Origin of the sequence: Halorubrum tropicale, assembly GCF_001280455.1 — an archaeon.
Lineage (GTDB): Archaea > Halobacteriota > Halobacteria > Halobacteriales > Haloferacaceae > Halorubrum > Halorubrum tropicale.
The window spans coordinates 121,899-143,978 of record NZ_LIST01000003.1 but is presented as its reverse complement, the minus strand read 5'-3'; the positions used below and the strand labels follow the sequence as shown (position 1 = coordinate 143,978).

The 22,080-nt window shown below is 70.2% G+C and carries 24 protein-coding genes; 16 read left to right on the top strand and 8 right to left on the bottom strand.

Annotated elements, in window-relative coordinates; all coding sequences use genetic code 11:
• Positions 1-23: 23 nt before the first annotated feature.
• Both mutL and AMR74_RS08475 read right to left on the bottom strand, forming a co-directional pair.
• A complete protein-coding gene (gene mutL, locus AMR74_RS08480; RefSeq protein ID WP_053771640.1) occupies positions 24-2,396 on the bottom strand; it encodes a DNA mismatch repair endonuclease MutL in 2,373 nt (790 codons plus the stop codon).
• 306 nt (positions 2,397-2,702) lie between these two features.
• On the bottom strand, positions 2,703-3,836 hold the full coding sequence (locus AMR74_RS08475) for an ABC transporter ATP-binding protein (protein ID WP_053771639.1): 1,134 nt from the start codon (positions 3,834-3,836) through the stop codon (positions 2,703-2,705).
• A gap of 272 nt (positions 3,837-4,108) precedes the next feature.
• Between AMR74_RS08475 and AMR74_RS08470 the strand changes: the two genes are divergently transcribed.
• From AMR74_RS08470 to AMR74_RS08460, 3 genes are read left to right on the top strand one after another with little or no spacing between them, the layout of a single operon-like run.
• Positions 4,109-5,404 (top strand): extracellular solute-binding protein, encoded by a 1,296-nt coding sequence (locus AMR74_RS08470; RefSeq protein WP_240471139.1) that lies wholly within the window; start codon positions 4,109-4,111, stop codon positions 5,402-5,404.
• Positions 5,405-5,419: 15 nt separating this feature from the next.
• Positions 5,420-6,415 (top strand): carbohydrate ABC transporter permease, encoded by a 996-nt coding sequence (locus AMR74_RS08465; RefSeq protein ID WP_053771638.1) that lies wholly within the window; start codon positions 5,420-5,422, stop codon positions 6,413-6,415.
• Positions 6,412-7,494: a sugar ABC transporter permease gene (locus AMR74_RS08460; protein ID WP_053771637.1), complete on the top strand. Its 1,083-nt coding sequence runs from the start codon at positions 6,412-6,414 to the stop codon at positions 7,492-7,494. Before AMR74_RS08465 ends, AMR74_RS08460 begins: the two co-directional genes overlap by 4 nt.
• A gap of 54 nt (positions 7,495-7,548) precedes the next feature.
• On the opposite strand, the gene AMR74_RS08455 is transcribed toward AMR74_RS08460, so the two are convergent.
• Positions 7,549-8,580 (bottom strand): glutathione S-transferase family protein, encoded by a 1,032-nt coding sequence (locus tag AMR74_RS08455; RefSeq protein ID WP_053771636.1) that lies wholly within the window; start codon positions 8,578-8,580, stop codon positions 7,549-7,551.
• A gap of 520 nt (positions 8,581-9,100) precedes the next feature.
• On the opposite strand from AMR74_RS08455, the gene AMR74_RS08450 reads away from it, so the two are divergent.
• On the top strand, positions 9,101-10,369 hold the full coding sequence (locus tag AMR74_RS08450; protein ID WP_053771635.1) for an NAD(P)/FAD-dependent oxidoreductase: 1,269 nt from the start codon (positions 9,101-9,103) through the stop codon (positions 10,367-10,369).
• A gap of 30 nt (positions 10,370-10,399) precedes the next feature.
• Here the strand turns inward: AMR74_RS08450 and AMR74_RS08445 are convergent, their stop codons facing one another.
• From AMR74_RS08445 to AMR74_RS08440, 3 genes are all read right to left on the bottom strand, one after another.
• Positions 10,400-10,816 (bottom strand): Hsp20/alpha crystallin family protein, encoded by a 417-nt coding sequence (locus AMR74_RS08445; RefSeq protein ID WP_053771634.1) that lies wholly within the window; start codon positions 10,814-10,816, stop codon positions 10,400-10,402.
• 3 nt (positions 10,817-10,819) lie between these two features.
• Positions 10,820-10,975 (bottom strand): DUF7559 family protein, encoded by a 156-nt coding sequence (locus tag AMR74_RS19070; RefSeq protein WP_167551899.1) that lies wholly within the window; start codon positions 10,973-10,975, stop codon positions 10,820-10,822.
• A gap of 79 nt (positions 10,976-11,054) precedes the next feature.
• The gene (locus AMR74_RS08440) at positions 11,055-11,450 is read right to left on the bottom strand and encodes a hypothetical protein (protein ID WP_053771633.1); all 396 of its coding nucleotides are present in this window, start codon (positions 11,448-11,450) and stop codon (positions 11,055-11,057) included.
• Positions 11,451-11,554: 104 nt separating this feature from the next.
• Between AMR74_RS08440 and AMR74_RS08435 the strand changes: the two genes are divergently transcribed.
• A complete protein-coding gene (locus tag AMR74_RS08435; RefSeq protein WP_053771632.1) occupies positions 11,555-13,417 on the top strand; it encodes a radical SAM protein in 1,863 nt (620 codons plus the stop codon).
• Positions 13,418-13,420: 3 nt separating this feature from the next.
• Positions 13,421-14,272 (top strand): MBL fold metallo-hydrolase, encoded by an 852-nt coding sequence (locus AMR74_RS08430; RefSeq protein WP_053771631.1) that lies wholly within the window; start codon positions 13,421-13,423, stop codon positions 14,270-14,272.
• Positions 14,273-14,300: 28 nt separating this feature from the next.
• Here AMR74_RS08430 and AMR74_RS08425 read toward each other — a convergent pair whose 3' ends face one another.
• Positions 14,301-14,921 carry an HAD family hydrolase gene (locus tag AMR74_RS08425; protein WP_053771630.1) on the bottom strand — a complete coding sequence of 207 codons (621 nt, stop codon included), beginning with the start codon at positions 14,919-14,921 and terminating at the stop codon, positions 14,301-14,303.
• Positions 14,922-14,976: 55 nt separating this feature from the next.
• Positions 14,977-15,459, bottom strand: coding sequence for a DUF7321 family protein (locus AMR74_RS08420; protein WP_053771629.1), 483 nt, complete (start codon positions 15,457-15,459; stop codon positions 14,977-14,979).
• A gap of 132 nt (positions 15,460-15,591) precedes the next feature.
• Between AMR74_RS08420 and AMR74_RS08415 the strand changes: the two genes are divergently transcribed.
• From AMR74_RS08415 to AMR74_RS08370, 10 genes are all read left to right on the top strand, one after another.
• Positions 15,592-16,473, top strand: a complete 882-nt coding sequence (locus AMR74_RS08415; protein ID WP_053771628.1) for a DUF7319 domain-containing protein — start codon at positions 15,592-15,594, stop codon at positions 16,471-16,473.
• A gap of 96 nt (positions 16,474-16,569) precedes the next feature.
• Positions 16,570-17,217, top strand: coding sequence for a halocyanin domain-containing protein (locus AMR74_RS08410; RefSeq protein WP_053771627.1), 648 nt, complete (start codon positions 16,570-16,572; stop codon positions 17,215-17,217).
• Complete coding sequence (locus AMR74_RS08405; protein ID WP_053771626.1) at positions 17,214-17,603, top strand: DUF7318 family protein; 390 nt, start codon at positions 17,214-17,216, stop codon at positions 17,601-17,603. The genes AMR74_RS08410 and AMR74_RS08405 overlap by 4 nt, the downstream gene beginning before the upstream one ends.
• A 7-nt stretch (positions 17,604-17,610) precedes the next feature.
• Positions 17,611-18,420: a cytochrome b gene (locus tag AMR74_RS08400; RefSeq protein ID WP_053771625.1), complete on the top strand. Its 810-nt coding sequence runs from the start codon at positions 17,611-17,613 to the stop codon at positions 18,418-18,420.
• 4 nt (positions 18,421-18,424) lie between these two features.
• A complete protein-coding gene (locus tag AMR74_RS08395) occupies positions 18,425-19,213 on the top strand; it encodes a cytochrome b (RefSeq protein WP_053771624.1) in 789 nt (262 codons plus the stop codon).
• A 76-nt stretch (positions 19,214-19,289) separates the two neighbouring features.
• Positions 19,290-19,721 carry a DUF7315 family membrane protein gene (locus AMR74_RS08390; protein WP_053771623.1) on the top strand — a complete coding sequence of 144 codons (432 nt, stop codon included), beginning with the start codon at positions 19,290-19,292 and terminating at the stop codon, positions 19,719-19,721.
• A 4-nt stretch (positions 19,722-19,725) separates the two neighbouring features.
• On the top strand, positions 19,726-20,010 hold the full coding sequence (locus AMR74_RS08385) for a DUF7314 family protein (protein ID WP_053771622.1): 285 nt from the start codon (positions 19,726-19,728) through the stop codon (positions 20,008-20,010).
• Between the two features lie 113 nt (positions 20,011-20,123).
• Positions 20,124-20,864, top strand: coding sequence for an NAD(+)/NADH kinase (locus AMR74_RS08380; RefSeq protein WP_053771621.1), 741 nt, complete (start codon positions 20,124-20,126; stop codon positions 20,862-20,864).
• A gap of 97 nt (positions 20,865-20,961) precedes the next feature.
• Positions 20,962-21,405 carry a DUF7313 family protein gene (locus AMR74_RS08375; protein ID WP_053771620.1) on the top strand — a complete coding sequence of 148 codons (444 nt, stop codon included), beginning with the start codon at positions 20,962-20,964 and terminating at the stop codon, positions 21,403-21,405.
• A gap of 185 nt (positions 21,406-21,590) precedes the next feature.
• On the top strand, positions 21,591-22,001 hold the full coding sequence (locus AMR74_RS08370) for a hypothetical protein (RefSeq protein WP_053771619.1): 411 nt from the start codon (positions 21,591-21,593) through the stop codon (positions 21,999-22,001).
• The last annotated feature ends 79 nt before the right edge of the window (positions 22,002-22,080 follow it).

The window sequence follows — 22,080 nt, the reverse complement described above, 5'->3', positions numbered from 1 at the left end:
GCCGGGCGCGCTCTCGGCGGACGCTACTCCGCGCGTCGCCCGCCGTGGCCCGGGTAGTCGCGCTCGAAGCGCGACCCGATCTCCTCGCGGTCGAGCCGGATCACGACCGGGCGCCCGTGCGGGCAGGCGTAGGGGTTCTCGCAGGCGTCGAGCCGGTCGAGGAGGTCGACGACGCGCCCCTCGGTGAGCGAGGTGTTCCCCGTCACCGAGGGGTAACAGGCGAGGTCGGCGAGCAGCTCGTCGACCGCGTCGGCGACCGGCTCGTCGCCCGCGGCCGCGTCGTCGACCAGCGCGGACAGCGCGTCCCGCAGGAGGTCGGGGTCGAGCGCGGCGTCGAAGACGGCCGGGACGGCCGTGACGGCGACCTCGCGGTCGCCCGCGCGCTCGGCCCGGAACCCGATCCCCGCGAGGTCGTCGACGAACTCCTCGAACAGCGCCGCCTCGCGCGCCGTCAGCTCGATGCGGACCGGCTCCGCGAGCGCCTGCGCGTCCGCGCCGTCCGCGAACGCCGCCTTCAGCCGCTCGTAGTTCACCCGCTCGTCGGCCGCGTGCTGGTCGATCAGCACGAGCCCGTCCGACGCCTCGGCGACGACGTACGTCTCGTGGAGCTGTCCCAGCACCCGCAGCGAGGGCAGCGAGTCGAACTCGCGCTCGCGCTCGGTCCCCTCGCCGCCGAGGGTCCGCTGCCGCGTCGCGGGGCGCGCCCGCGACGACTCTTCCGCGGGGGTTCGGTCCTCCTCGCCGGCCGCCGCGCCGCGGTCGGGTCCGTCGCCGACCGGCGCCCGCTCGGTCGGCGACTCGCCGTCCGGCGAATCGGGGCCCCGGGCGGCCGCGTCGGTCAGCGTCTCCGCGGCGTCACCGGTCGCCCCCGCGACCTCGTCGGTCTGCGTCGTCGACTCGTCGTCGCGGTCCGCGGGGTCCGACTGCCAGTCCCGCGGGGACGGGCGCGCGTCGCCGCCCGCGTCGGTGCGCCCGGGATCCGCCTGTTCGCCGGCCGATCCGTCCGTCGACGCGCCCTCGCCGCCCAGCCCGTCGACCGACCACGCCGCGTCGTCCGCGGGGTCCAGCTCTGTCGGCGCCGACGAGTCGTCGCCGCCCTCGGCCGCGTCCTCGTCGGCCGGGGCGGCGTCCTCGTCGGCCCCAAGGACTTCGTCGTCGCGAGCGTCCTCCGAGCCGCCTCCGGCCTCCGCCGGGTCGCCCGACGCCGCGGACTCGGCCGCGGGCTCGCGCCCCTCGCGCGCGGCGCGCTCGTGGTCGGTGTCCGCGCCGCCGACGGCCTCGACGTCGGGCGTCTCCGGGGCGACCGCGGTCTCGTCGGGCGCCGACTGCCCGCGGGGCGCCGTCGAGCGGATCAGCCCGTGGTCGAGGAGGGCGTCCTCGACGGCCGTCTCGACCGCCGAGCGGACCGCCGGCTCCTCGTCGAACCGGACCTCCAGTTTTCGGGGGTGGACGTTCACGTCCACGTCGCCGGCCGGGACCTCGACGAAGAGGACCGCGAACGGGTAGCGGTCGGGCGCCAGCTGGCCGCCGTAGGCGTCGAGAGTCGCCTCCCGGAGCGCGCTCGCGGTGACGTACCGCCCGTTGACGTACGTCGAGAGGTAGTCGCGCGTCGAGCGCGCCGTCTCGGGGTGCGAGACGAGTCCCGTCACGCGCTCGACCGGGGCGTCGTCGGCGTCGGCCGTACCGCCCGCTTCTCCCGCCTCGGGCGTCCAGTCCACGTCGATCATCGACTCGGCGACCTCGCGGCCGTAGACCGCGAGGACGGCCGACCGGAGGTCGCCGTTCCCCTCGGTCGCGAACGTCTCCCGCCCGTCGTGTTCTAAGGAGACCGCCACGTCGGGATTCGCGAGCGCGTAGCTCGTCACGACCGTGTTCACGTGGTCGAACTCCGTCGCCGTCCGCTTGAGGAACTTCTCGCGGGCGGGCGTGTTGAAGAAGAGGTCGTCGACCTCGACGGTCGTGCCCGCGGGGCAGCCGGCCGGCCGGACCTCGCCCACGTCGCCGCCCTCGACGGTGATCTCCGCGCCGGCCTCGGCGTCCGGGGGGCGCGACCGCACCGTCAGCCGGGAGACGGCGCCGACGGTGTACAGGGCCTCGCCGCGGAAGCCGAGGGTGCCGACGCCGCGGTCGAGGTCCTCGATATCGCCGATCTTCGAGGTGGCGTGCTCCGCGACGGCCGCCTCCAGCTGGTCTTCGGGAATCCCCACGCCGTCGTCGCGGACGCGGATCCCCTCCGTCCCGCCGGACTCGACCGACACCGCCACGCGGCTCGCGCCCGCGTCGAGGCTGTTCTCGACCAGCTCCTTCACGACGCTCGCGGGCCGCTCGACGACCTCGCCGGCCGCGATCCGCTGGACGGTCCGCTCGTCCAACCGCTCGATGTCTGGCGGCTCCATGCGTACGGACCGTCCGACGAGCGCGCACTTCAAGCCGTTGTCGGCGGCGACGCGAGACGGAGGACTCGCCGCGACGCGGCTCGATCTATATACAAACCCGCGGTGGCGCGCGCCTCCGAGCGGTCGGCAGGCGGTCAAGGAGCGCACCGAGCGCATCGAGTCGTCGCGGCCCGGGGTTCGGCGGTGGTCTGCCGAAACGGCGGGTTCATACCGAGCAGCGGAGCTAACAGCGTCCGTCTCCGATTCGGCGAGAAAGTACGAACGATCGGTTCACACGCCGCCGCGATCGCCGAACATCGACCGTCCCTAAGCGACCGCGGCCGCGATCTCCTCTTCGGTCAGGAACACGTCCTCGCCGGTCTCGGGGTCGAACAGGTGGAGGTCCGCCTCGTCGAAGGTGACGCCGACCTCGTCGCCGGCCTCGGGCTGAACGTCCGCGGGCGACCGCGCGAGGAAGTCCTCGCTCACGTCGAGGTGGACGTAGTTGTCGGAGCCGATGGGCTCGACGACCTCGACGGTCGCCGTGAGGGTCTCCTCGCCCGTCGGCCGCTCGACGACCCCGATGTTCTCGGGGCGGACACCGAGGGTGTACGGGCCGCTCTCGAGGTCGTGGCCCGCGACGTAGTCGCGGCTGAGCGGGAACGCGAGCCCGGACGCCTCGTCCCGGATCGTCGCCGTCGTCCCGTCGGTCTCCACGTCGACGTCGAGGAAGTTCATCGACGGCGAGCCGATGAAGCCGGCGACGAACTCGTTGACCGGGTTCTGGTACACCTCCGTGGGGGCGCCGACCTGCTGGAGCTTCCCGTCGTTCAGGATGGCGAGGCGGTCGCCCATCGTCATCGCCTCCTCCTGGTCGTGGGTGACGTACATCGCGGTGACGCCGAACTCCTTCTGGAGCTTCTGGATCTCCGCGCGCATCTCCGTGCGGAGCTTCGCGTCGAGGTTCGAGAGCGGCTCGTCGAAGAGGAACACCTCCGGCTCGCGGGCGATGGCGCGGCCGAGCGCGACGCGCTGCTTCTGGCCGCCGGAGAGCTCGTCGGGCTTGTCGTCGAGCAGGTCCTCGATGCCCATCATCTCGGCCATCTCGCGGACGCGCTCGTGGCGCTCCTCCGTCGTCATATCGGTGCTCATCTTGAGCCCGAACGCCATGTTCTCGCGGACCGTCTTGTGGGGGTACAGCGCGTAGTTCTGGAACACCATCGCGACCGGGCGCTCCTTCGCGTGGATGTCGGTGACGTCCTCGTCGTCGAAGCTGACGGTGCCGGAGGTCGGCTCTTCGAGCCCCGCGACCATCCGGAGCGTGGTCGTCTTCCCGCACCCCGACGGCCCGACGACGGTCACGAACTCGCCGTCGTCGATCTCTAGGTCCAGGTCGTCGACGGCGACGATGGTTCCTCGGTCGAACTCCTTCCGGAGCGTGTCGAGCGTGACGCGTGCCATTTCCCTGAAGACCGGTCCGCTTGCATATGAGTTCTTTGCTGTTTCCCTGATATATGGTGAACAATCTCTTCTCAAATATCCGCATTTCCTCGTCCGGATCGGTCGTTCCGGCAGAATCGGGCGGAGACAGCCCTCACGAGCGGAAACGGCGCTCCCGACTCGGTCGAGTCGATCGTCGAACGACTCGGTCGACGCGGATCGATCCCGATCGATCGGAACGTACCCCAAACACTAAATGTATGAAAATATAATTCATCATTTGTTCTGGACTCATGAACGAGAAACGTAGAACGCTGCTCAAGGCGATGGGGGGAACGACTGCGCTCGCGGGGCTCGCGGGCTGTATCAGCACCGGCGGCGACGGCGGTGACGGCGGCGACGGGTCCGACGGATCGGACGGGTCGGACGGATCCGACGGGTCGGACGGATCCGACGGCGGAAACACCGGGTCCGCGCGGCTGTGGACGGACCTCTCCGACGCCGAGGACGAGGCGATGACCGACTACATCGACCAGTACGAGTCGGAGACGGGCAACACCATCAACAAGGAGGCGCCCGGCGGCGAGCTCGACCAGCAGCTCGAAACCGCGATCCCGGCCGGTGACGGTCCCGACTCGTGGATCTGGGCGCACGACTGGGTCGGCCGCTTCGCGGTCCGCGAGGACCCGCCGTTCCTCTACGACGCGAGCGACGACGTCGACGTCTCGCTCGACAGCTACACGCAGGCGGCGCGCGAGGCGGCGCAGTTCAACGACGGGCTCTACGGGCTCCCGTTCGCCTCCGAGACCGTTACGCTGTTCTACAACAAGGACATGGTCGACGAGCCGCCGGAGACCTTAGAGGAGATGGTCTCGATCATGGACGAGCACCACGATCCCGAGAACGGCCAGTACGGCCTCTCGTACCCCGTGACGGACCCGTACTTCGCCAGCGGGTTCATCCAGGCGTACGGCGGGAACATCTTCGACGAGCAGAACCTCGAGGTCGGCGTCGACAGCGACGCGTGTAAGCGCGGGATGGACGCCCTCGAGACGGTGTCGCAGTACGTCCCGGCCGACCCCGGCTACGAGTCGCAGATCGTGGCGTTCGCGGACGGCCTCGCGCCGTTCGCGATCAACGGCCCGTGGGAGCTCGGGAACCTCCAGGAGTCGATCGAGAACCTCGGCGTCACGACGCTGCCGACCGTCGACGGGAACCACCCGCGCACGTACTCGGGCATCCAGCTGTTCTACTTCTCGTCGATGCTGGCCGACGCCGACCAGTCCACGGTTGACGCGGCGACCGGCCTCGCCGAGTGGTACACCACCAACGAGGAGATCATCCAGACCAACGCCGCGGAACAGGGGTACATCCCCGTCCTAGCCGACGTCGTTGGCAACGGCGACCTCTCCTCGGAGGTCCAGGCGTTCGCCAAGCAGGTCGACCACGGCGTCCCGATCCCGACGCACCCGGACATGGACAGCGTCTGGACGCCCGTGACGGAGGCGTTGGAGCGCGTCTTCAACGACGAACAGGACAGCGACGCCGCGCTCGACCAAGCAGCCTCCGAGATCCGGGAGGCGCTGTAGGCACCGCTCGGAGCGATGGCCTCTTCGCAACCCGGAACCGGCGTGAGCGCACTGGCGCGCCTGCGGTCGGCGCTGCCGTTCTCCAGTCGCGACTGGGGGCTGCTCCTCGTCGCGCCCGGCGTGCTGCTCTTCTCGAGTTTCATGCTGTACCCCATCTTCTACCTCTTCTACATCTCGCTCACCGACGCGACGTTCGCCGGGTCGGTGATCGGCGGCGGCGCCGAGCTGATCGGGCTAGCGAACTACGTCCAGCTGATCGGCGACTCGCAGTTCTGGACGTCGATGACGACGACGTGGCTGTTCGTCGCCGTCTCGCTCGTGATCAAGGTGATCCTCGCGGTCGGGATCGCGCTCCTCTTGAACCACGTCCGGGTCGCGGGCAAGCGCTACATGCGCGCGGCGGTGATCGTCCCGCTGGGGTTCCCCGGCATCTTCACGATCACCGTCTGGCGCGGGATGTTCAGCGACGCGCGCTTCGGCGTGTTCAACACCATCCTGGGCCGGTACAACGACGTGATGTCGTCGCTGTCGGCCCCGCAGGCCCTGCTGTTCGACGTGCCCGTCGGGTTCCTCAGCGGTCGCTGGGAGGCGTTCTTCGCGTACGTCACCACCGAAGTGTGGCTGGCGTACCCGTTCATGGTGATCATCATCGTGAGCGCCCTTCAGGACGTGCCGAAGTCGCTCCACGAGGCCGCGATGGTCGACGGCGCGGGAGCGCTCCAGCGGTTCCGGACCGTGACGCTGCCCGCGATCAAGGGGCCGGTCCTGTTCGCGTCGATCCTCACGGCCGCGACGTCGTTCCAGCAGTTCCTGATCCCGTGGGTGTTCAACCAGGGCGGGCCGTCGAGACAGAACGAGCTGATCATCGTGTACGGCTACCGCGAGGCGATCACGTTCAACCAGTTCGGCCTGTCGGCCGCGATCCTGATCGTCGGGATCGGGTTCGTCGGGCTGTTCATGTACGTCGCCGTGCGCTACGGCGGCCTCGCCGAGGGGGTGGGTGACGAATGAACCCCCTCGAGTCCGCGGTCGCGCTGGTCGCCGGCGCGGTCGGGCTGGTCCGCTCGAAGCTGATCGGCCTCGCGACCGCGCCGAAGCGGTTCGTCGTGGTGATCCAGCGGGCGGTATACGACGTCCGCACGGGGAAACGCAGCGCCTGGGACGTGGCCAAGAGCGTCCTGATGACGCTGTTCGGCCTCGCGATGGTGCTCGTGCTGCTGTTCCCGCTGTTCTGGATCACGACCGCGTCGCTCGCGGAGGGGTCGCGGCTGTTCAACACGAGCGGCATCTTCCCGGACCCGTCGACGTACAACCTCGGCGCGTACCGGTGGGTGATATTCGAGTCCGACTTCTTCTTCGTCGACGGCGACTGGGGGTACCCCCAGCTGGTCCTCGGCGGTGGGGACGGGCTCGTGAGCTTCCGGTGGGCCGGCACGGAGACCGGTCCCGGGGCCGTGTTCAACAGCCTCTACATCGTCAGCGTGACGCTCGCGGCCGGCTTCGGGATGATCGTCCCGGCGGCGTACGCGTTCTCGCGCCGCAAGTTCGTCGGCCGCAAGCGCATCCTCTACGGCTACGTCCTCTTTACGCAGATCGGCGCCGGCCTGTCTATCGCGACGCTCGTGGCGCTGTACTCGCTGTTCAGCACCTACGGGCTCACGAACAACCTGTTCGTCCTCGGGCTCTTCTACGCCGCGTCGGCGATCCCGTTCAACACGTGGCTGCTGAAGACGTACATGGACAACATTCCCGTCTCCTACGAGGAGGCGGCGATGGTCGACGGCGCGAGCTTCCTCGACACGATACGGGAAGTGATCCTCCCGCTGACGAAGCCGGGGCTCGCCGTCGTCCTGATCTTCGTCTGGCTGGCCGGCTGGAACGAGTTCATCATCGCGCAGACGCTGCTGCGCCCCGAGAACTACCCGCTCTCGGTGGAGCTGTACAACATCGCGACCGAGGGCCGGTTCTCGACGCCGTGGACGCGGTTCGCGGCGTTCGCGAACCTGTTCGCGCTCCCGGTGGCGATCGTCTACTTCGCCGCCCAGCGCTCCGTCGAGGACGGCCTCTCGTTCGGCGGGATGGAAGGGTAGCGGACCCGACCGTCCCGTCTCGATTTCTTCGATTTCTTCGGCGACGCGGCCGACTCAGTCGTCCGCGGCCGGCGTCGGCGCCTCGCCGCCGAGCCGCTCGCGGTCGTGCGACGCCTCGAAGTCGAGGTCGGGCCCGCGAGCGACGATGCCCGAGGGGGTCACGTCGGGGTGCGTGGTGTAGTAGTGCTCCTTGATGTGGGTCATGTCCACCGTCTCGGCGACGCCAGGCGTCTGGTAGAGGTCGCGCAGGTACGGCCAGAGGTTGTCGTACTGGTGGACGAACTTCCGGTTGCACATGAAGTGGGTGTGGTACACCTGATCGAAGCGGACCAGGGTGGTGAACAGACAGATGTCCGCCTCCGTCAGGGAGTCGCCCACGAGGTACCGCTGGTCGGCGAGCCACTCGTCGTAGCGGTCGAGCGCCTCGAAGAGGTCGTCGATGGCCTCGTCGTACGCCTCCTGCGAGGTGGCGAACCCGGCGCGGTAGACGCCGTTGTTGATCGGCTCGTAGATGTCCGTGATCGCCTCGTCGACGTCCGCGACGGCCGCGTCGTCGTCGGCGTCGGGGAGCAGCGAGGCGCCGTTGCCGAGGTCTGCGAACGCGGTCGAGAGCATCCGCAGGATCTCGCGCGATTCGTTGTTGACGATGGTCTCCTCCTCTTTGTCCCACAGCACGGGGACGGTCACCCGGCAGGTGGCGTCGGGGTCGGCCTCGACGTACAGCTCGCGGAGGTAGTCGCTGCCGCGGAGGTGGTCTCGCGTACAGCCGTCCTTCTCCGGGCTGAACTGCCACCCGTCCTCGCCGCGCCACGGGTCGACGACGGAGACGCTGATCGCGTCTTCGAGGCCCAGGAGGGAGCGGGCGAGCAGGGCTCGGTGCGCCCACGGGCAGGCGTACGAGACGTACAGGTGGTACCGGCCGGCCGCCGGCTGGAAGCGCTCGTCCGGCTCCGCGTCGACGTGTTCCGGAACGTCGCTGCCGGCGATCCAGTTCCGGAAAGTGGTCTCGCCGCGCTGGAACGCGCCCTCCTCGTCGGTCGCCTCGTAGGTGTCCGTGCGCCACTCGCCGTTCACGAGCTGATTCATGTTCGGAAGGTGGGGTTCGACGCGTATAACGTGGGCGGGGACACGCGTGTCACCGGCCGAACGAACGGCAAGGGGCCGAGCTTCGATCCGGATTCGCGTCACCGTGGGGCTACGGGTCGAGAGGCCACTCCTCCAAAGCTCCGGCCGCTCGGCTGTACGCAGTTGAGGACAGATCGGCGGTGAACACCGCCGAAGCCCCAGTCGCGAGGGCTCGATGGGCTCGCTGCGGTCCTCGTCGCCCGCTCCGCGCGCTCCTGCGGTCCTTGCGTCGCCCGTCTTCACCCTCGCGACTGCCCCTTTGAGTCCCACCCCACCCGCACCGCACAGCAGCCTCATACCTCCCCAGCCTCGCCGTTCGTTCCGGGCTCCCTGCTGTCGCCCGTCACTCACGGCATCCCTCGCGCGTGCTGTCTCGCGGCCTCCGCTTCGCTCCGGCCGCTCGCAGGCACGCGCCACCGCAGTAGTGTATACGCAATCGTCGTCCCGGTGGCTTTTCGTCGTCGCTCGCGTGTCACGGAGTATGACCGAAGCAGACGAGCCCGCCCCGTCGGTTGCGGTCGTCGGCGGCGGCGCGGTCGGCGTCACCGCCGCGCACGACCTCGCGGCTCGCGGCGCCGACGTGACGCTGTTCGAGCGCGGCGAGCTCGCGGCCGGGAGCTCCGGGCGCGCGGCCGGGCTCCTCTACGACGCCTACGCCGAGGACGTCGACGCCGCGGTCGGCGCCCGCGCGCTGGAACGGTTCCGCGCGTTCGACCGCTCGCTGCCCGGCTTCTCCTTCGCCGCGTGCCCGTACGTCATCGCGGTCTGCGAGGGCGACCCGGACGCCGACGCCGTCCCGGCGATGGTCGACCGCATGCGCGAGCACGGCCGCGAGGTGTCGCTCGTCGACCCCGACGCGCTCGGCGAGCGATTCCCGTCGCTCCGGACCGACGACCTCGCAGTCGCGGCGGTCGCGGCGGGCGCGGGGTGGACGGACCCCCCGAGCTACGTCCGCGCGCTCGGCGAGCGGGCCGCTCGCGAGGGCGTCGCGATCGAGACGGATACCCCGGTCGCGGTCGGTTCCCGGACCGACGCGGGACGCGAGATACGGGTCCGCGACGACGCGGGCGGCGGGAGCCCGGCGGCCGAGCGGCGCGCGTTCGACGCGGTCGTCGTCGCGGCCGGGGCGCACACGCGCTCGCTGCTCGCCGACGCCGGCGTCTCGGTCCCGGTCGTCCCCTACCGCGTTCAGGCGCTCGTGGCCCGGGACGCCTACGACGGTCCGATGGTCTACGACGCCACCGCGGACGCGTACTTCCGCCCGCATCCGGACGGGCTGCTCGCGGGCGACGGCACCGAACCGGTCCCGGCCGACCCGGACGACTACCGCCGCGAGGCGGACGACTGGTTCCGCGAGGACGTCGTGGCCGTCCTTGACGAGCGGCTCGCCCGCGGCGACGCCCCCGGTCGCTCGGCGCGGACCGGCCGCGACCTCGACGACGCGCTCGCCTGGGCCGGGCTCTGTACCGCGACGCCCGACGGCGACCCGCTCGTCGGTCCGGTCGACCGGAGCGAGGAGGCCGTCCCGACCCTGTTCGTCGCCGCCGGCTGGCAGGGACACGGGTTCATGCGCGCGCCGGCGATCGGCGAGACGGTCGCCGAGGGCGTGCTCGCGTCGCTCGCGGGCGTCGCGGTCGACGCGCCGGACTCGCCGTGGATCGGCGCGTTCGACCCCGAGCGGTTCGACGGCGACGAGTCCTTCGAGGTCACGGAGGGGATGTCGCTGTCGAACCGGACGGACGGGGAGTAGCCCGGCCGAGCGGGGCCGGAACAGGCGGAGTCAGTCGCTCTCTTCGACGACGTCGACGTCCCTCGACCCGCCGCGTTTGGGTATCTCGACGTGGAGCGTCCCGTTCCGCGTGAGCGTCGCGTTCGCGCCCTCGGGCGTCACGTCGGCGTCGCGCGGGAGGTCGACGCGCCCGGACAGCGAGACGCCGCGGCCCGGGAACACGAGGTCGTAGCCGTCGTAGAAGTCGCGGAAGCGTTCGAGGTTCACCTCGACGGTGCGGTCGAGGAAGGTGACGTCGACGTCCTCGCCGCGGACGCCGGGGGCGTCGAAGACGACGAGGTAGGCGTCGTCGCTCTCGAGGAGGTCGGTGGAGAGCGGGCGCCGCTCCTGGACGCGCCCCAATCCGCGACCGACGCGTTCGAGGGCGCTCCTGAGCGCGGACCGACCGGTTTCGACGAGTCGCCCCACGGCTTACACCTCGATTTCCACGAGGTCGTTCCCGCCGCAGTACGGACACGAGAGGTCCCCGACGGCGTGGTCCTCCGGCACGTCGTACGTGTAGTGGTTCTCGAACATGTCAAGCTCGCAGTCGTCGCTCTCGCACTTGACCTCTATCGTCGATGGCATATACGCGCCAGTTGTGTCGGCGAGGGCTTAAACGGCGTGGCGGCGGCGTCCCGTGGACGCGAGACGTGCGGCGCGGGACTCAGACTCCGGCGCCGCGCATGCGCTCCGGAACGACGGTTCGCTCGGCGAGCAACGCGACGAGGACCCCGAGCGTGGCTCCCGCCCAGACGCCCGGGCCGTACGGGAAAAGCGCCGGAGCGAACGCGAGCGACACGCCCAGACAGACGGACGCGGTGAGGATTCCCACGCCCGCGGCGACGTACGTCAGCGTCTCGCGGCGCTCCTCCGGGACTCGGGCGCGGGCTAGCCACGCGACCGGCCCGAAGACGAGGGCGGTTCCGACCGCCCACGCGGCCGCGGCGCCCCACGGACGCGGCTCGGCGGCGTAGAACTGTCCGGTGGCGAGGAGGATGACACCGCCGAACGCGACGTATCGCGCGACGCGCAGTCTGGCCGAGACCGTCTCAGAGGGCATACCGCATCGTTCCGTCCAATCTGACATAAACAATTCCCCGCGCCGCGCGCCCCGCCCCAGCGTTCCGCACGCTTTTCCCCTCTCGGCCGACTACGGGAGGTAACATGACCGATTCGCCCGCGTCGGCCCGGGGGTCGCTCCCGGCCGACCCGAACGACCTCGCCGTCACCATCGTCGACGGGTACGTCGACGAGCCGGCCCACTTCGGCGTCCCGCCGTACCTCTCGACGTACCCGCGGTACACGGCCGGCGCGCTCGTCGACGCGGGCGTCCCGGAGTCGCAGATCACGTATCACACCATCGACGAACTCCGCGAGGACCGCTCGAAGCACGCCGACGTGGCGGACGCGGACCTGATGGTGTACGTCGGCGGGATGACGGTGCCCGGCAAGTACGTCGGCGGCACCCCCGCGGAGCCGGACGAAGTCCGCGAACTCGGCTGGACAGCGGACGGCGTGACGCTCCTGGGGGGTCCCGTGCGGTTCGGGGTCGGCGAGGAGAACGCGGGCGCACAGGAGACGCGGCGCGACGACCTCGACTACGACTTCGTCGCGATGGGCGACGTCGAGGCCGCGGCCCACGACCTCGTCCGCGAGGGGTTAGAGGGATACGGAAACCGGATGCGGACGAACGAGGAGGTCGACCGCTGGGCGCGTCGGGGGGCGTTTGTCGTCGAACAACACCCGAACCACCCAGACTACCTCATCTGCGAGATGGAGACCTCCCGGGGCTGCGCGTACCGCTGTTCCTTCTGTACGGAGCCGCTGTACGGCGACCCGGCGTTCCGCGCGGCGCGGTCGGTCGTCGACGAGGTCGACGCGCTCTCGGACCGCGGGGTCAGGCACTTCCGGCTCGGGCGGCAGGCCGACATCCTCGCGTTCGGCGGCGACGGCGAGGCGCCGAACCCCGACGCGCTCCGCGAGCTGTACGGCGGGATCCGCGAGGTCGCGCCCGACCTCCGCACGCTCCACCTCGACAACATGAACCCGGTGACGATCACCGACTACCCCGAGGCGTCCCGCGAGGCGATCCGCGTCATCGCCGAGCACAACACGCCCGGCGACACGGCCGCGTTCGGGCTCGAATCGGCCGACCCGGTCGTCCAGGAGGAGAACAACCTGCTCGTCACCGCCGAGGAGTGTCTGGAGGCCGTCCGGGTCGTCAACGAGGAGGGCGGCTGGCGCCCCGGCGACGACCCGGCGACGACGCCGGGCGACGCCTCCTGCGTAACCGGTCCCTCCACCGGTCCGGACGCGTCGCCGCGGCTGCCGAAGCTGCTCCCCGGGATCAACCTCGTTCACGGGCTGACCGGCGAGCGGCCGGAGACCTACGAGCACAACAAGCGCTTCCTCCAGACCGTCTACGACGAGGGGCTGATGCTCCGCCGGATCAACATCCGGCAGGTGATGGCGTTCGCCGGCACGGAGATGGCCGAGACGGGCGCCGAGGTCGCACAGGAGCACAAAGACCAGTTCCAGGCGTACAAGCGCGAGGTGCGCGAGACCATCGACAACCCGATGCTCGACCGCGTGGTCCCGCCGGGGACCGTCCTCCCGGACGTCCACCTGGAGTACCACCAGGACGGCAAGACGTTCGGGCGCCAGCTCGGCACCTACGCGCTGCTGGTCGCGGTCCCCGGCGAGCGCGAGTTAGGCACCAGCATCGACGTGGCGATCACCGACCACGGCTACCGCTCCGTGACGGGCGTCCCGTACCCGCTCGACGTGAACGCGGCGTCGATGGACGAGCTGACGGCGATCCCCGGGATCAACCGGAGCACGGCCGGCGACGTCGTTGTCGGTCGCCCGTACGACTCCGTAGACGCCGTCGACGCGGTCGCCCCCGGGACCGTCGACCTCGCCGCCTACGCGGTCGCGGGCGACACCGACGTGTCGATCCCGGGCCGCGACCGACGCGGATCCGGCCCCGGCCCGGCCGCGCGGTCGTCGCTCGGCCGCGGGGACTGAGCGATGGCGCCAGACGACCCCGGCGACGCGGAGCGGTCCCGCGACCCCGCGGTCACCCGTGTCGAGGTCCCGGTCGACACGCGCGCCCCCGGCGGGACCACCAACGCGTACCTCCTCGACGGGCTCCTCGTGGACCCGGCCGCCCGGACCGACGCCCTCGACGCCGCGGTCGCGGCGCGCGGCTCGGGCGATCGCGGCGTCGAGGCGATCGCGGTCACACACGCCCACCCGGACCACGTCGGCGCGGTCGCCGACTACGCCGCCGCGACGGGCGCGACCGTCGTCGCCCGGGAGGGACACGCGGACCGGTTCGCCGCGACGACCGGGACCGAGCCTGACGAGACGGTCGCGCCGGGCGAGCGTGTCGCGGACACCGCCGTCCGCGTCGTCGACACGCCGGGGCACGCGCCGGACCACCTCGCGTTCGCGGCCGGCGACCCGGACGCCCCCGGGCGCGCGGTGCTGTGCTGCGGCGACCTCGCCGTCGCCGAGGGGAGCGTCGCGGTCGTCGCGCCCGAGGGCGACCTGTCCGCGTACCTCGCGAGCCTCGAACGGGTCCGCGACGCCGGCTACGGCCGCTTGCTCCCCGGGCACGGGCCGCCGATCGGCGATCCCCAGGCGACCTGTCAGCGGCTGATCGACCACCGGCTGGCGCGCGAGCGCGACGTGATCGCGGCCATCGACCGCGGCGCCGCCGACCTCGACGCGGTCGTCGACGGCGCCTACGAGAAGGACCTCTCCGGCGTGCGGGACCTCGCGCTGGCGACGGTCGCCGCGCACGTCGAGAAGCTGGTCGCGGAGGGGCGGGTCGACGGGGCGTGGCGCGCGCGGCTGGCGGACCGCGGCTTCGACTGACGGGGCCGCTCGGCGCCGTCGGCCCCGCCTACGGCTCGGCCTCGAGTTCGCCGACGACCTCGGACAGCGGCGTCTCCGTCACGTCGACGAAGCGGCCGCCCGCGGCGACGATGCCGCCGTCGGTCTCGGCGTCGTCGCCGACGTGGACGAGCCCGGTGGTGGCGGTCCCGAGCGCCTCGGCCGCGGCCTCGAACGCGGAGGGATGCGGTTTCCGCCAGCCGCAGCCGACGCTCGTCGTGACCGCGTCGAACTCGCCGCGGAGCCCCGCGCGGATCAGCGTCCGCGGGACGAGCTCGGGGACCGCGCAGTTCGAGAGGAGGCCGACCGGGCCGCGCTCGGCGGCGCCCCTGACCGCGTCGAGCGCGTCGTCGCGCCGGGTCACGTCGGGGTCGAACGCCGCGATCACGGCGTGCCTGGCGACGTTCTGGGACGCGTCGACGCCGCGCGAGTCGAGCGCGCGGGCGACGTGGGCGGGGAGGGGGACCTCCGCGCCGGCCGGCGCCTCGACGTGCTGTTCGCCGTACGCGACGTGCCAGTCGTCGGGGACCGTCACGTCGCGGGACTCCAGTTCGCGTGCGACCGCTTCCGCCGGGTCTGACGGGTACTCGACGTCGACGAGGGTCCCGAAGAGGTCGAAGGTGACTGCCACGATACCATCGTTAGGGCCAAACCCGGATTGAACCTGTTGGTCGGGGAGACCGGGCCTAGAACGCCGACCCGAAGTGGAGCGTGACCAGCCGGTAGAGACCGGTCACCCACGCGCACAGCCACAGCAGCATGAACCCCGCGACGCCGGCCCTGAGGCGTTTCCGCCAGTGGCCCATGTCCTCGTGGAGCTCGTCGATGTCCACGCTGGGGTCCTCGTAGGCGTCCGCGTTCCGCTTCGCCTGGAAGATCCGCACGATGCCGGTGAGCGCGAACGCCAGCAGGGCGTACGCCTGAACGCCGAAGAACGCGTGGAGGATCGCCATCCCGCTCACCTGGTCGAGGACGCGCGGGATCATCCAGGTGACGATGGGGACCGTCGTGAGCACCAGCCCGACGAGGATGTACCGGAGGTGCCGCATCAGCACGTTCCACGACACCGTTTCCGCGTCGATCATGATCCAGGCACCGTACAGGAGGAACGGGAGGCTCGTCGTCACGGACACCCCGGCGAGCGCCGCGATGACCGACTCGTCGACCATGTCGACGGGTACGTGCTCCGGCGCGTAAAGCCCCGCGATCCGCGTCCGGCGACGCGGTCGCCGACTCGCGACGCCCCGGCGGCCGGGCGCGGACGAAAACAGTTAGCGTCAGGAGCACGTACCGTCGGGGTGATGGAGGACACCTCGACGCGGTCGGAGTCGGAGTCGCCGCCGGAGGAGCCGGTCGATCCGGCCCCCGACGGCCCGGACGACCCCGGGCCGACGGGCGAGGACGGAGGGCGCTCGGCGGCCGACGAGGAGACTCGGGACGACGAGACCGACATCGAGGCCCTCCGCGAGCGGGTCGAGTCGGAGTACGACTTCGACGACTTCGGCCCGTCCGACATGGCTCGGATGAGCGCGGAGGAGTGGGACGCCGCGTTCGACCCCGACACGTGGATCACCGGCGACCGGCTCTTAGACCGCGTCGACGCCGAGCTGAAGTCCCGGATCGCGACCCGGGACGTGTTCGGCGTCTTGGAGCGCGTCCGCGAGGACGGCGAGGAACGCATCCTCGTCTACTCCGACGAGGGGTACGCGATCATCCGCCCCACGGGCGAGGTCCGCGGCGAGGGGACGGTGCTCCGGGACATCGAGCCGGTCGTCGCGCTCGCGGCGATGGACTCGTACGAGGTGCCCGAGCCGCCGGAGGACTGGTCGCTCCCGCACCCGGACAGCGTCCCCGAGGGCTCCGGCGAGTTCGGGAACCTCGTGGTACAGGCCGTCGCCGCGATCCAGGTGCTCGCCGGCGCCGCGCTCCTCGTCGCGAGCGCCGTGGCCGACCTCGGGACCATCGTCGCTCCGGTGATGGGGATCGTCTTCCTGCTGGTGGGCGTGTTCCTGTTCGCGATGGTGGCGAACGCGCGGCTCTCCGACCGGTTCCGTTCGGAGGAGTACCGGGAGCGGCTCCGGGCGCTCCGCGAGGCGAAGGAGCGGCCCGAATTCGTGCCCGTCGAGGACGGCGTCGTGACCGACGGCGACGCCGCCGCGACCGACCGCGACCGAGACGAGTAATTACGCCGATTTCGACGGTCTCAGCCCCTCCAACCTCCTCCACGTCGGCGGTTTCAGTCGGAGGGTTTAAGCGGCGCCCGTCCTGAGTGAAACCGTATGAAAAGGCGGGACTTCGTGCGGACGGCCGGCGGCGCGACCGCCGCCGTCGCGGCCTCCGCCGGGGCGACCGGAACGGCGGCTGCACAGGAGGTACAGCCCGATTGGCCCAGCGGGGCGGCCAGCGGAAACGTCGGGTCGTACACCGACGCCCGCGGCCAGGACTCGGTGACCATCTCGGTCGGCGCCGGGAGCAACGGCCTCGCGTTCGACCCGACCCTCGTGTGGGTCGACGAGGGGACGACGATCACTTGGGAGTGGACGGGCGCGGGCGGCGACCACAACGTCCAGACCGTCGAGGACGGCGGCCCGGCCAGCCTCGACAGCGGAGACCCCGTCGGCGAGGAGGGGTACACCTACGAGTACGAGACGTCGAGCGAGGACGCCGGCATCACCCACTACCACTGCGTCCCCCACACCGCGGTCGGCATGCACGGCGGCATCGCCGTCGGCGAGGACGTCGCCACCGTCGAGACCGGCGGGGCGAACACCGGGTGGCCCGAGGACATCGCCAAGGTCGGCGTCCCCCTCCACGCCCACTGGGTCGGCATCTCGGCGATACTCGGAATCGGAATGACGTTCGTGTTCACGTTCTACATGCTCAAGTACGGCGAGTCGGCCCACACCGGCCACGGGGGTGCGAGATGAGCTCCGGAAACTCCTCGTACGGGGACATCCATCGGTACGAGCCGGCCCGCGAGAGCACCGCCGCCGCGATCGCGATCGTCCTCCTCACGGTCATCGAGGTCGTCTTCGTCTCGCTTTTCACCTACGGGCTGATGTCCGCGTGGGCGTCGACGGAGGCGGGGAACATGTACGTCGGCGCGCTCCTGGCCTTCATCTTTATTGATCTCGCGTTCATCCTCCTCCTGTACCGGAAAGAGTTCCTTCCGGACGTGATGATCGTGAAGAAGCGCCGCCGCAAGTGGGAGGACCTGTACGTCCGCGAAGAGGACAAAGACGGCAAGGGCATCGACACCGGCGGGCTGACGGAGACGCTGAAACGCGCGGTGTACCCGTACTACAAGAAGTGATCTGACAATGAGTCTGAAAAAACAAGACGACATGGACCACAACGCGTGGCTCAAGAGCCAGGACCTCACCGCCATCGAGACGGCGTTCCTGACGACGCTCATCTGGCTGGACAAGCGGCTCCGCATCGTCGACTACCTCGAACTGCTGGAGACGATGTACTACCGCGCGAACCTCCAGATGCCGAAGAGCCACACCGAACAGTACGACCTCGACAACAAGTTCTGGTACTGGTACCCGCTGTACTCGCTCGGGTCCCTCTCCATCATCGCGTACCTGCTCGCGGCGGTGTCCGGCGCCATGCTCGGGTTCTACTATGCGCCGTCGACCGCGGGGGCGGCGGCGCAGGGCGACCCGACCGCCGCGTACGACTCGATGGTGATGATCATGCAGGACGTCCAGTTCGGCTTCATGCTCCGGTCGATCCACCGCTGGGCGGCGCAGTTCATGGTGGCGGCGGTGTTCCTCCACATGCTGCGCGTCTACTTCACCGGCGCGTACAAGGAGCCGCGCGAGGTCAACTGGATCCTCGGCGTCGTGCTCATCGCCCTGACGCTGCTGTTCGGGTTCTCCGGGTACGTCCTCCCGTGGAAGCAGCTGTCCTTCTGGGCGGCGCAGATCGGCGTCGAACTGGCGCTCGCGACCCCCATCGTGGGTGAGTGGGCGGCCCAGCTGCTGTTCGGCGGGTTCACCCTCGGACAGGCGACGCTCGTGAGAATGTACATCCTGCACGTGTTCGTGCTGCCGTTCGTGGTCACCGCGCTCATCGCGATCCACGTCGGCATCGTCTGGGTGCAGGGCATCGCGGAGCCGCACTAATCCAATGACCGACGACACCACCCCAATGACGGACGGAGGCACCGACGACGAGGCGCGGACCGACGGCGGGCCGCCGGCGACGGTCCCGCCGGACGACGAGACGCCGACCTGGTCCGAGCGGAAGGAGCGCAGCCAGGGGCTCGCCCAGCTCACCTACCAGTACTTCGAGCGCTCCCGGCGCGAGGACGAGGACCTGCGCACGGAGTCGACGTACGTCGAGCGCGACGTGCTCGGCTTCCCGACGTGGCCCCACGAGACGATCCGTAACCTCGCTATCACCTCGTTCTTCCTCGGGATCATCCTGCTCGTGGCCTCGATCCTCCCCTCGCACTTCGGGGACCCGGCGAACCCCGGGTCGACGCCGGCGATCATCCTGCCCGACTGGTACCTCTACTGGTCGTTCGGCCTGCTGAAGCTCAGCCCGATCAACCCCGAGCTCGCCGTGCTGGGCGGGAACATCATCATGTCCAACGAGCTGTACGGGCTCGTGGCCCACGGCGCCATCTTCGGCGTCATCACGCTCGTCCCCTTCCTCAACAAGGGGAACGCGCGCCGCCCCGTCGAGGAGCCCGGTTGGGCCGCGCTCGGCGTGACCGGGGTCATCCTGGCGTTCACGCTCGCGGTGCTGGCCATCCAGAACTTCTTCTCGGTCCCGCTCGAGCTGCTGTTCTCGCTCGTGTTCATGTTGCCGATAGCGGGCGGCGTTATCACCTACGCGGTGCTGAAGACGATGCGCGAGGGGTACATGTACGACCTCAACCGCCGGTACTACATGCTGCGCCCGCCGAAGTAAGCGGCCGAGACCCGCCCGCCGCGACCCCGTGACCGACGCGCGGTCGCGGTCACCGTTCCGCCTTCCCGTGTCACACATGTCATCCTCAACAGACGGCGACGCCTCGCAGGCGTTCGACGAGACCGGCGACCCGATCGCGGCCGACGACGACGCCGACCCGCGCAACGAGCCGACCGGCCCGCGGGACGGACCGAGCGGCCGAGAGGTCGTCGTCCCGTTCCGGCTGTACAAGGCCGTCACCGTCTTCTCGACGCTCGCCGCGGTCGTCACGTACTTCATCGGGTTCACGCTCATCGACGCCGCGACGCTCCAGATCAGCTTCGTCCGGACGACCATCGTCTACCTGCTCGACAACGCCGGGATCCTCCCGCCGGAGGACGTGCTCGTCGCGATCATGGCCATCACCGGCGTGGGCTTCATCGTCCTCGGGACCGCCGTGTACGTGCTCGGGACCCGGTTCCGCGGACAAGGGATGGGAAAGTCTCAAGACGACTCCAGCGAAACGTGAGATAATGGCAGACGAGTTCATGAAGGGCTTCGCCCTGTTCACGATCGGCGGTCTCGGGTGGATCACCTTCGGCGGCTGGTACCGGACGCCGTCGTACTACCAGATCTCGCAGCTCGTGAACCCGGCAGAGGGCGTGAACACGGCGTACGGCGAGATCGGCCTGCTCGCCGGCGACGTGCTGTTCTGGCTCATGATCCTCGGCGCGCTGACGTTTTGGGTCCTCATTCCCGCCAGCCGCCAGCTCCGCGACGCCCTCAACGACGGCGAGGACGACGCGGCCGCGAACTGAACCGGACACCGCTCGTCTCCGTTTCTCCCCTCGTTTCCCTCCCCCGCGAGCGACGCGACGGCGCCCGCCGACGAACCGAGAGCTTTTCACCGCCGCTCGCCCCAGCCTCGCGCATGAGTGAGCCGACGCGCGGCCTCGCGGTTCTCGGCGACGGCGACCCGGCGGCGGCGATCCGATCGGCGGCGACCGCCGCGGGCGCCCGCCTCGTCGACCGCCCAGCGGCGGACGCGGTCGTCGCGGTCGGGGACGCCGCGCTTCGGGAGGCGATGCGCGCGGCGGCGAGCGACGCGCGGCCGGCGCCGATCCTCCCGGTCGGCGGCGGCCGTCACGCGGTCGACCTCGACCGTGCGACCGAGCGGGTCGCGGCCGCGGTCGACGGGCTCGACGACGCTTCGGACGCGGTCGAGGGGTTCTCCCGCGTCGGGCACCCGCTCTTGGCGGTCGACGCCGGCGACGGCGAGCGACGGGTCGCGGTCGCGGACGTCGCGTTCGTCACGGCAGCGCCGGCCCGGATCTCCGAGTTCGAGATCGCGCTCGACGACGGGGAGTCGGCGTCGGTGCGCGCGGACGGCGCCGTGGTCGCGACGCCGTTCGGCAGCGACGGGTACGCGGCGGCGGCCGGCGGGCCGGTGGTGTCGCCGGGCGGCGGCCTCGCGGTCGTCCCGGTCTCGCCGTTCACCACGCGACCCGACACCTGGGTCGTGAGCGGCGGCGTCAGGGTCACGGTCGAGCGCGAGGAGGAGCCGGTCGCGCTGGTCGTCGACGGGACGCGGCGCGGGACCGTCGAGCCGCACCGCGCGGTGGCTGTCGAGGTCGCGGCGCGGGTCGATCTCCTCGCGCCGACGGCGGAGTGAGCGGCGGCCCGTCCCGCGTCCGCGGCGGCGACACCCGCCCCGCGGGCGGCGCGCCGATCGGAAACACTCTAATACGTCGTGAACGGAAATGGTGGATATGGACCCACTGCAGTTCCTCGTACCCCTCGGCTGGCTGTCGGCCGTCGGGCCGGCGCTGCCGTACGCGATATTCGTGATGACAGTCGCGAACCTCGCGACCCGGCACCTCGCGCACAGGCGGCACGTCGAACAGGGTCAGGACGCCGACAGCGTGGAGGCGTACACGCCCCACGTCTTCACGAACGTCGGGCTCGTCCTCCTGACGTTCCTGTACATCCTCACCGCGCCCGTTCGGGGGACGATCCTGATCGTGCTCGTGCTCGCGATGTTCATCGCCGACCTCTTCGAGCTGGAGGCCCGGAACGTCGAGGCCCGCAACGACATGGAGATCGAGGCGCCGAAGAGCTCGATCGCCGCCTCGCTCGTCGTGCTGATCTGGTCGTCGTACTACGCGCTGTTCTTCCTCGTCGAGGGGATCTGGAACCAGTTCGTCGTCGCCTGACGGGCGCGCTCCGGATTGAGCGAATTTGCGCTCGGCGCGTGACGTTCTCGCTCCCCTTTTCCACCGCTCCGACGCTCCCCATATCTCCCCCCTCGCCCGATTCTTTCGTCACGCTCCATCTACCCCTCTCCACTCTCCCTTCTCCTCACAGCGATTTATATGCGTTCGTCCAGATATTTGGGGTAGTGGAAGAAAACGCCAGTACGCGTCGCGGCGCACTGAGATCAATCGCCACGCTGGTAACTAGCGGAACGATCCTCGCGACCGCCGGGTGTCTTGACGGCGGGTCCGGTCCCAGTCTTGACGGTGAGATGGTTGTCGAGGGGCCGATGGTGAGCGTTTCCGCGTCAACCGATCTTTCTGCCACTGATACTGGATACGAACTGGCGATCACCGTCAGCAACAACTCAGAGAGGACCGCTGACACGGATGCCGAGGTCATCTGGGAGGTCAGCAATGACGAGAACGCGGTCGTGACACAAACCGAAACAAAAACCGTTGATCCTGGCGGTGAGACCACGCTTGTCGTAACTGCTGAAGACCCGAACGATTCGGTCACCGCCTATTCGGCGACTGTTCTTGCTGTACCGGCCTAACGGCCGCGTAGTCTCTCTCGGTAGTTGTTCCCGGTCTCCGAGCACATCGTCTACATTTCCGTCAGTTCTTAATTAACAC

Excerpts from the sequence above, each read along its gene's own strand:
- mutL (WP_053771640.1), bottom strand. The coding sequence starts at position 2,396 with ATGGAGCCGCCAGACATCGAGCGGTTGGACGAGCGGACCGTCCAGCGG.
- AMR74_RS08475 (WP_053771639.1), bottom strand. The coding sequence starts at position 3,836 with ATGGCACGCGTCACGCTCGACACGCTCCGGAAGGAGTTCGACCGAGGA.
- AMR74_RS08470 (WP_240471139.1), top strand. The coding sequence starts at position 4,109 with ATGAACGAGAAACGTAGAACGCTGCTCAAGGCGATGGGGGGAACGACT.
- AMR74_RS08465 (WP_053771638.1), top strand. The coding sequence starts at position 5,420 with ATGGCCTCTTCGCAACCCGGAACCGGCGTGAGCGCACTGGCGCGCCTG.
- AMR74_RS08460 (WP_053771637.1), top strand. The coding sequence starts at position 6,412 with ATGAACCCCCTCGAGTCCGCGGTCGCGCTGGTCGCCGGCGCGGTCGGG.
- AMR74_RS08455 (WP_053771636.1), bottom strand. The coding sequence starts at position 8,580 with ATGAATCAGCTCGTGAACGGCGAGTGGCGCACGGACACCTACGAGGCG.
- AMR74_RS08450 (WP_053771635.1), top strand. The coding sequence starts at position 9,101 with ATGACCGAAGCAGACGAGCCCGCCCCGTCGGTTGCGGTCGTCGGCGGC.
- AMR74_RS19070 (WP_167551899.1), bottom strand. The coding sequence starts at position 10,975 with ATGCCATCGACGATAGAGGTCAAGTGCGAGAGCGACGACTGCGAGCTT.
- AMR74_RS08440 (WP_053771633.1), bottom strand. The coding sequence starts at position 11,450 with ATGCCCTCTGAGACGGTCTCGGCCAGACTGCGCGTCGCGCGATACGTC.
- AMR74_RS08435 (WP_053771632.1), top strand. The coding sequence starts at position 11,555 with ATGACCGATTCGCCCGCGTCGGCCCGGGGGTCGCTCCCGGCCGACCCG.
- AMR74_RS08430 (WP_053771631.1), top strand. The coding sequence starts at position 13,421 with ATGGCGCCAGACGACCCCGGCGACGCGGAGCGGTCCCGCGACCCCGCG.
- AMR74_RS08420 (WP_053771629.1), bottom strand. The coding sequence starts at position 15,459 with ATGGTCGACGAGTCGGTCATCGCGGCGCTCGCCGGGGTGTCCGTGACG.
- AMR74_RS08415 (WP_053771628.1), top strand. The coding sequence starts at position 15,592 with ATGGAGGACACCTCGACGCGGTCGGAGTCGGAGTCGCCGCCGGAGGAG.
- AMR74_RS08410 (WP_053771627.1), top strand. The coding sequence starts at position 16,570 with ATGAAAAGGCGGGACTTCGTGCGGACGGCCGGCGGCGCGACCGCCGCC.
- AMR74_RS08405 (WP_053771626.1), top strand. The coding sequence starts at position 17,214 with ATGAGCTCCGGAAACTCCTCGTACGGGGACATCCATCGGTACGAGCCG.
- AMR74_RS08400 (WP_053771625.1), top strand. The coding sequence starts at position 17,611 with ATGAGTCTGAAAAAACAAGACGACATGGACCACAACGCGTGGCTCAAG.
- AMR74_RS08395 (WP_053771624.1), top strand. The coding sequence starts at position 18,425 with ATGACCGACGACACCACCCCAATGACGGACGGAGGCACCGACGACGAG.
- AMR74_RS08390 (WP_053771623.1), top strand. The coding sequence starts at position 19,290 with ATGTCATCCTCAACAGACGGCGACGCCTCGCAGGCGTTCGACGAGACC.
- AMR74_RS08385 (WP_053771622.1), top strand. The coding sequence starts at position 19,726 with ATGGCAGACGAGTTCATGAAGGGCTTCGCCCTGTTCACGATCGGCGGT.
- AMR74_RS08380 (WP_053771621.1), top strand. The coding sequence starts at position 20,124 with ATGAGTGAGCCGACGCGCGGCCTCGCGGTTCTCGGCGACGGCGACCCG.
- AMR74_RS08375 (WP_053771620.1), top strand. The coding sequence starts at position 20,962 with ATGGACCCACTGCAGTTCCTCGTACCCCTCGGCTGGCTGTCGGCCGTC.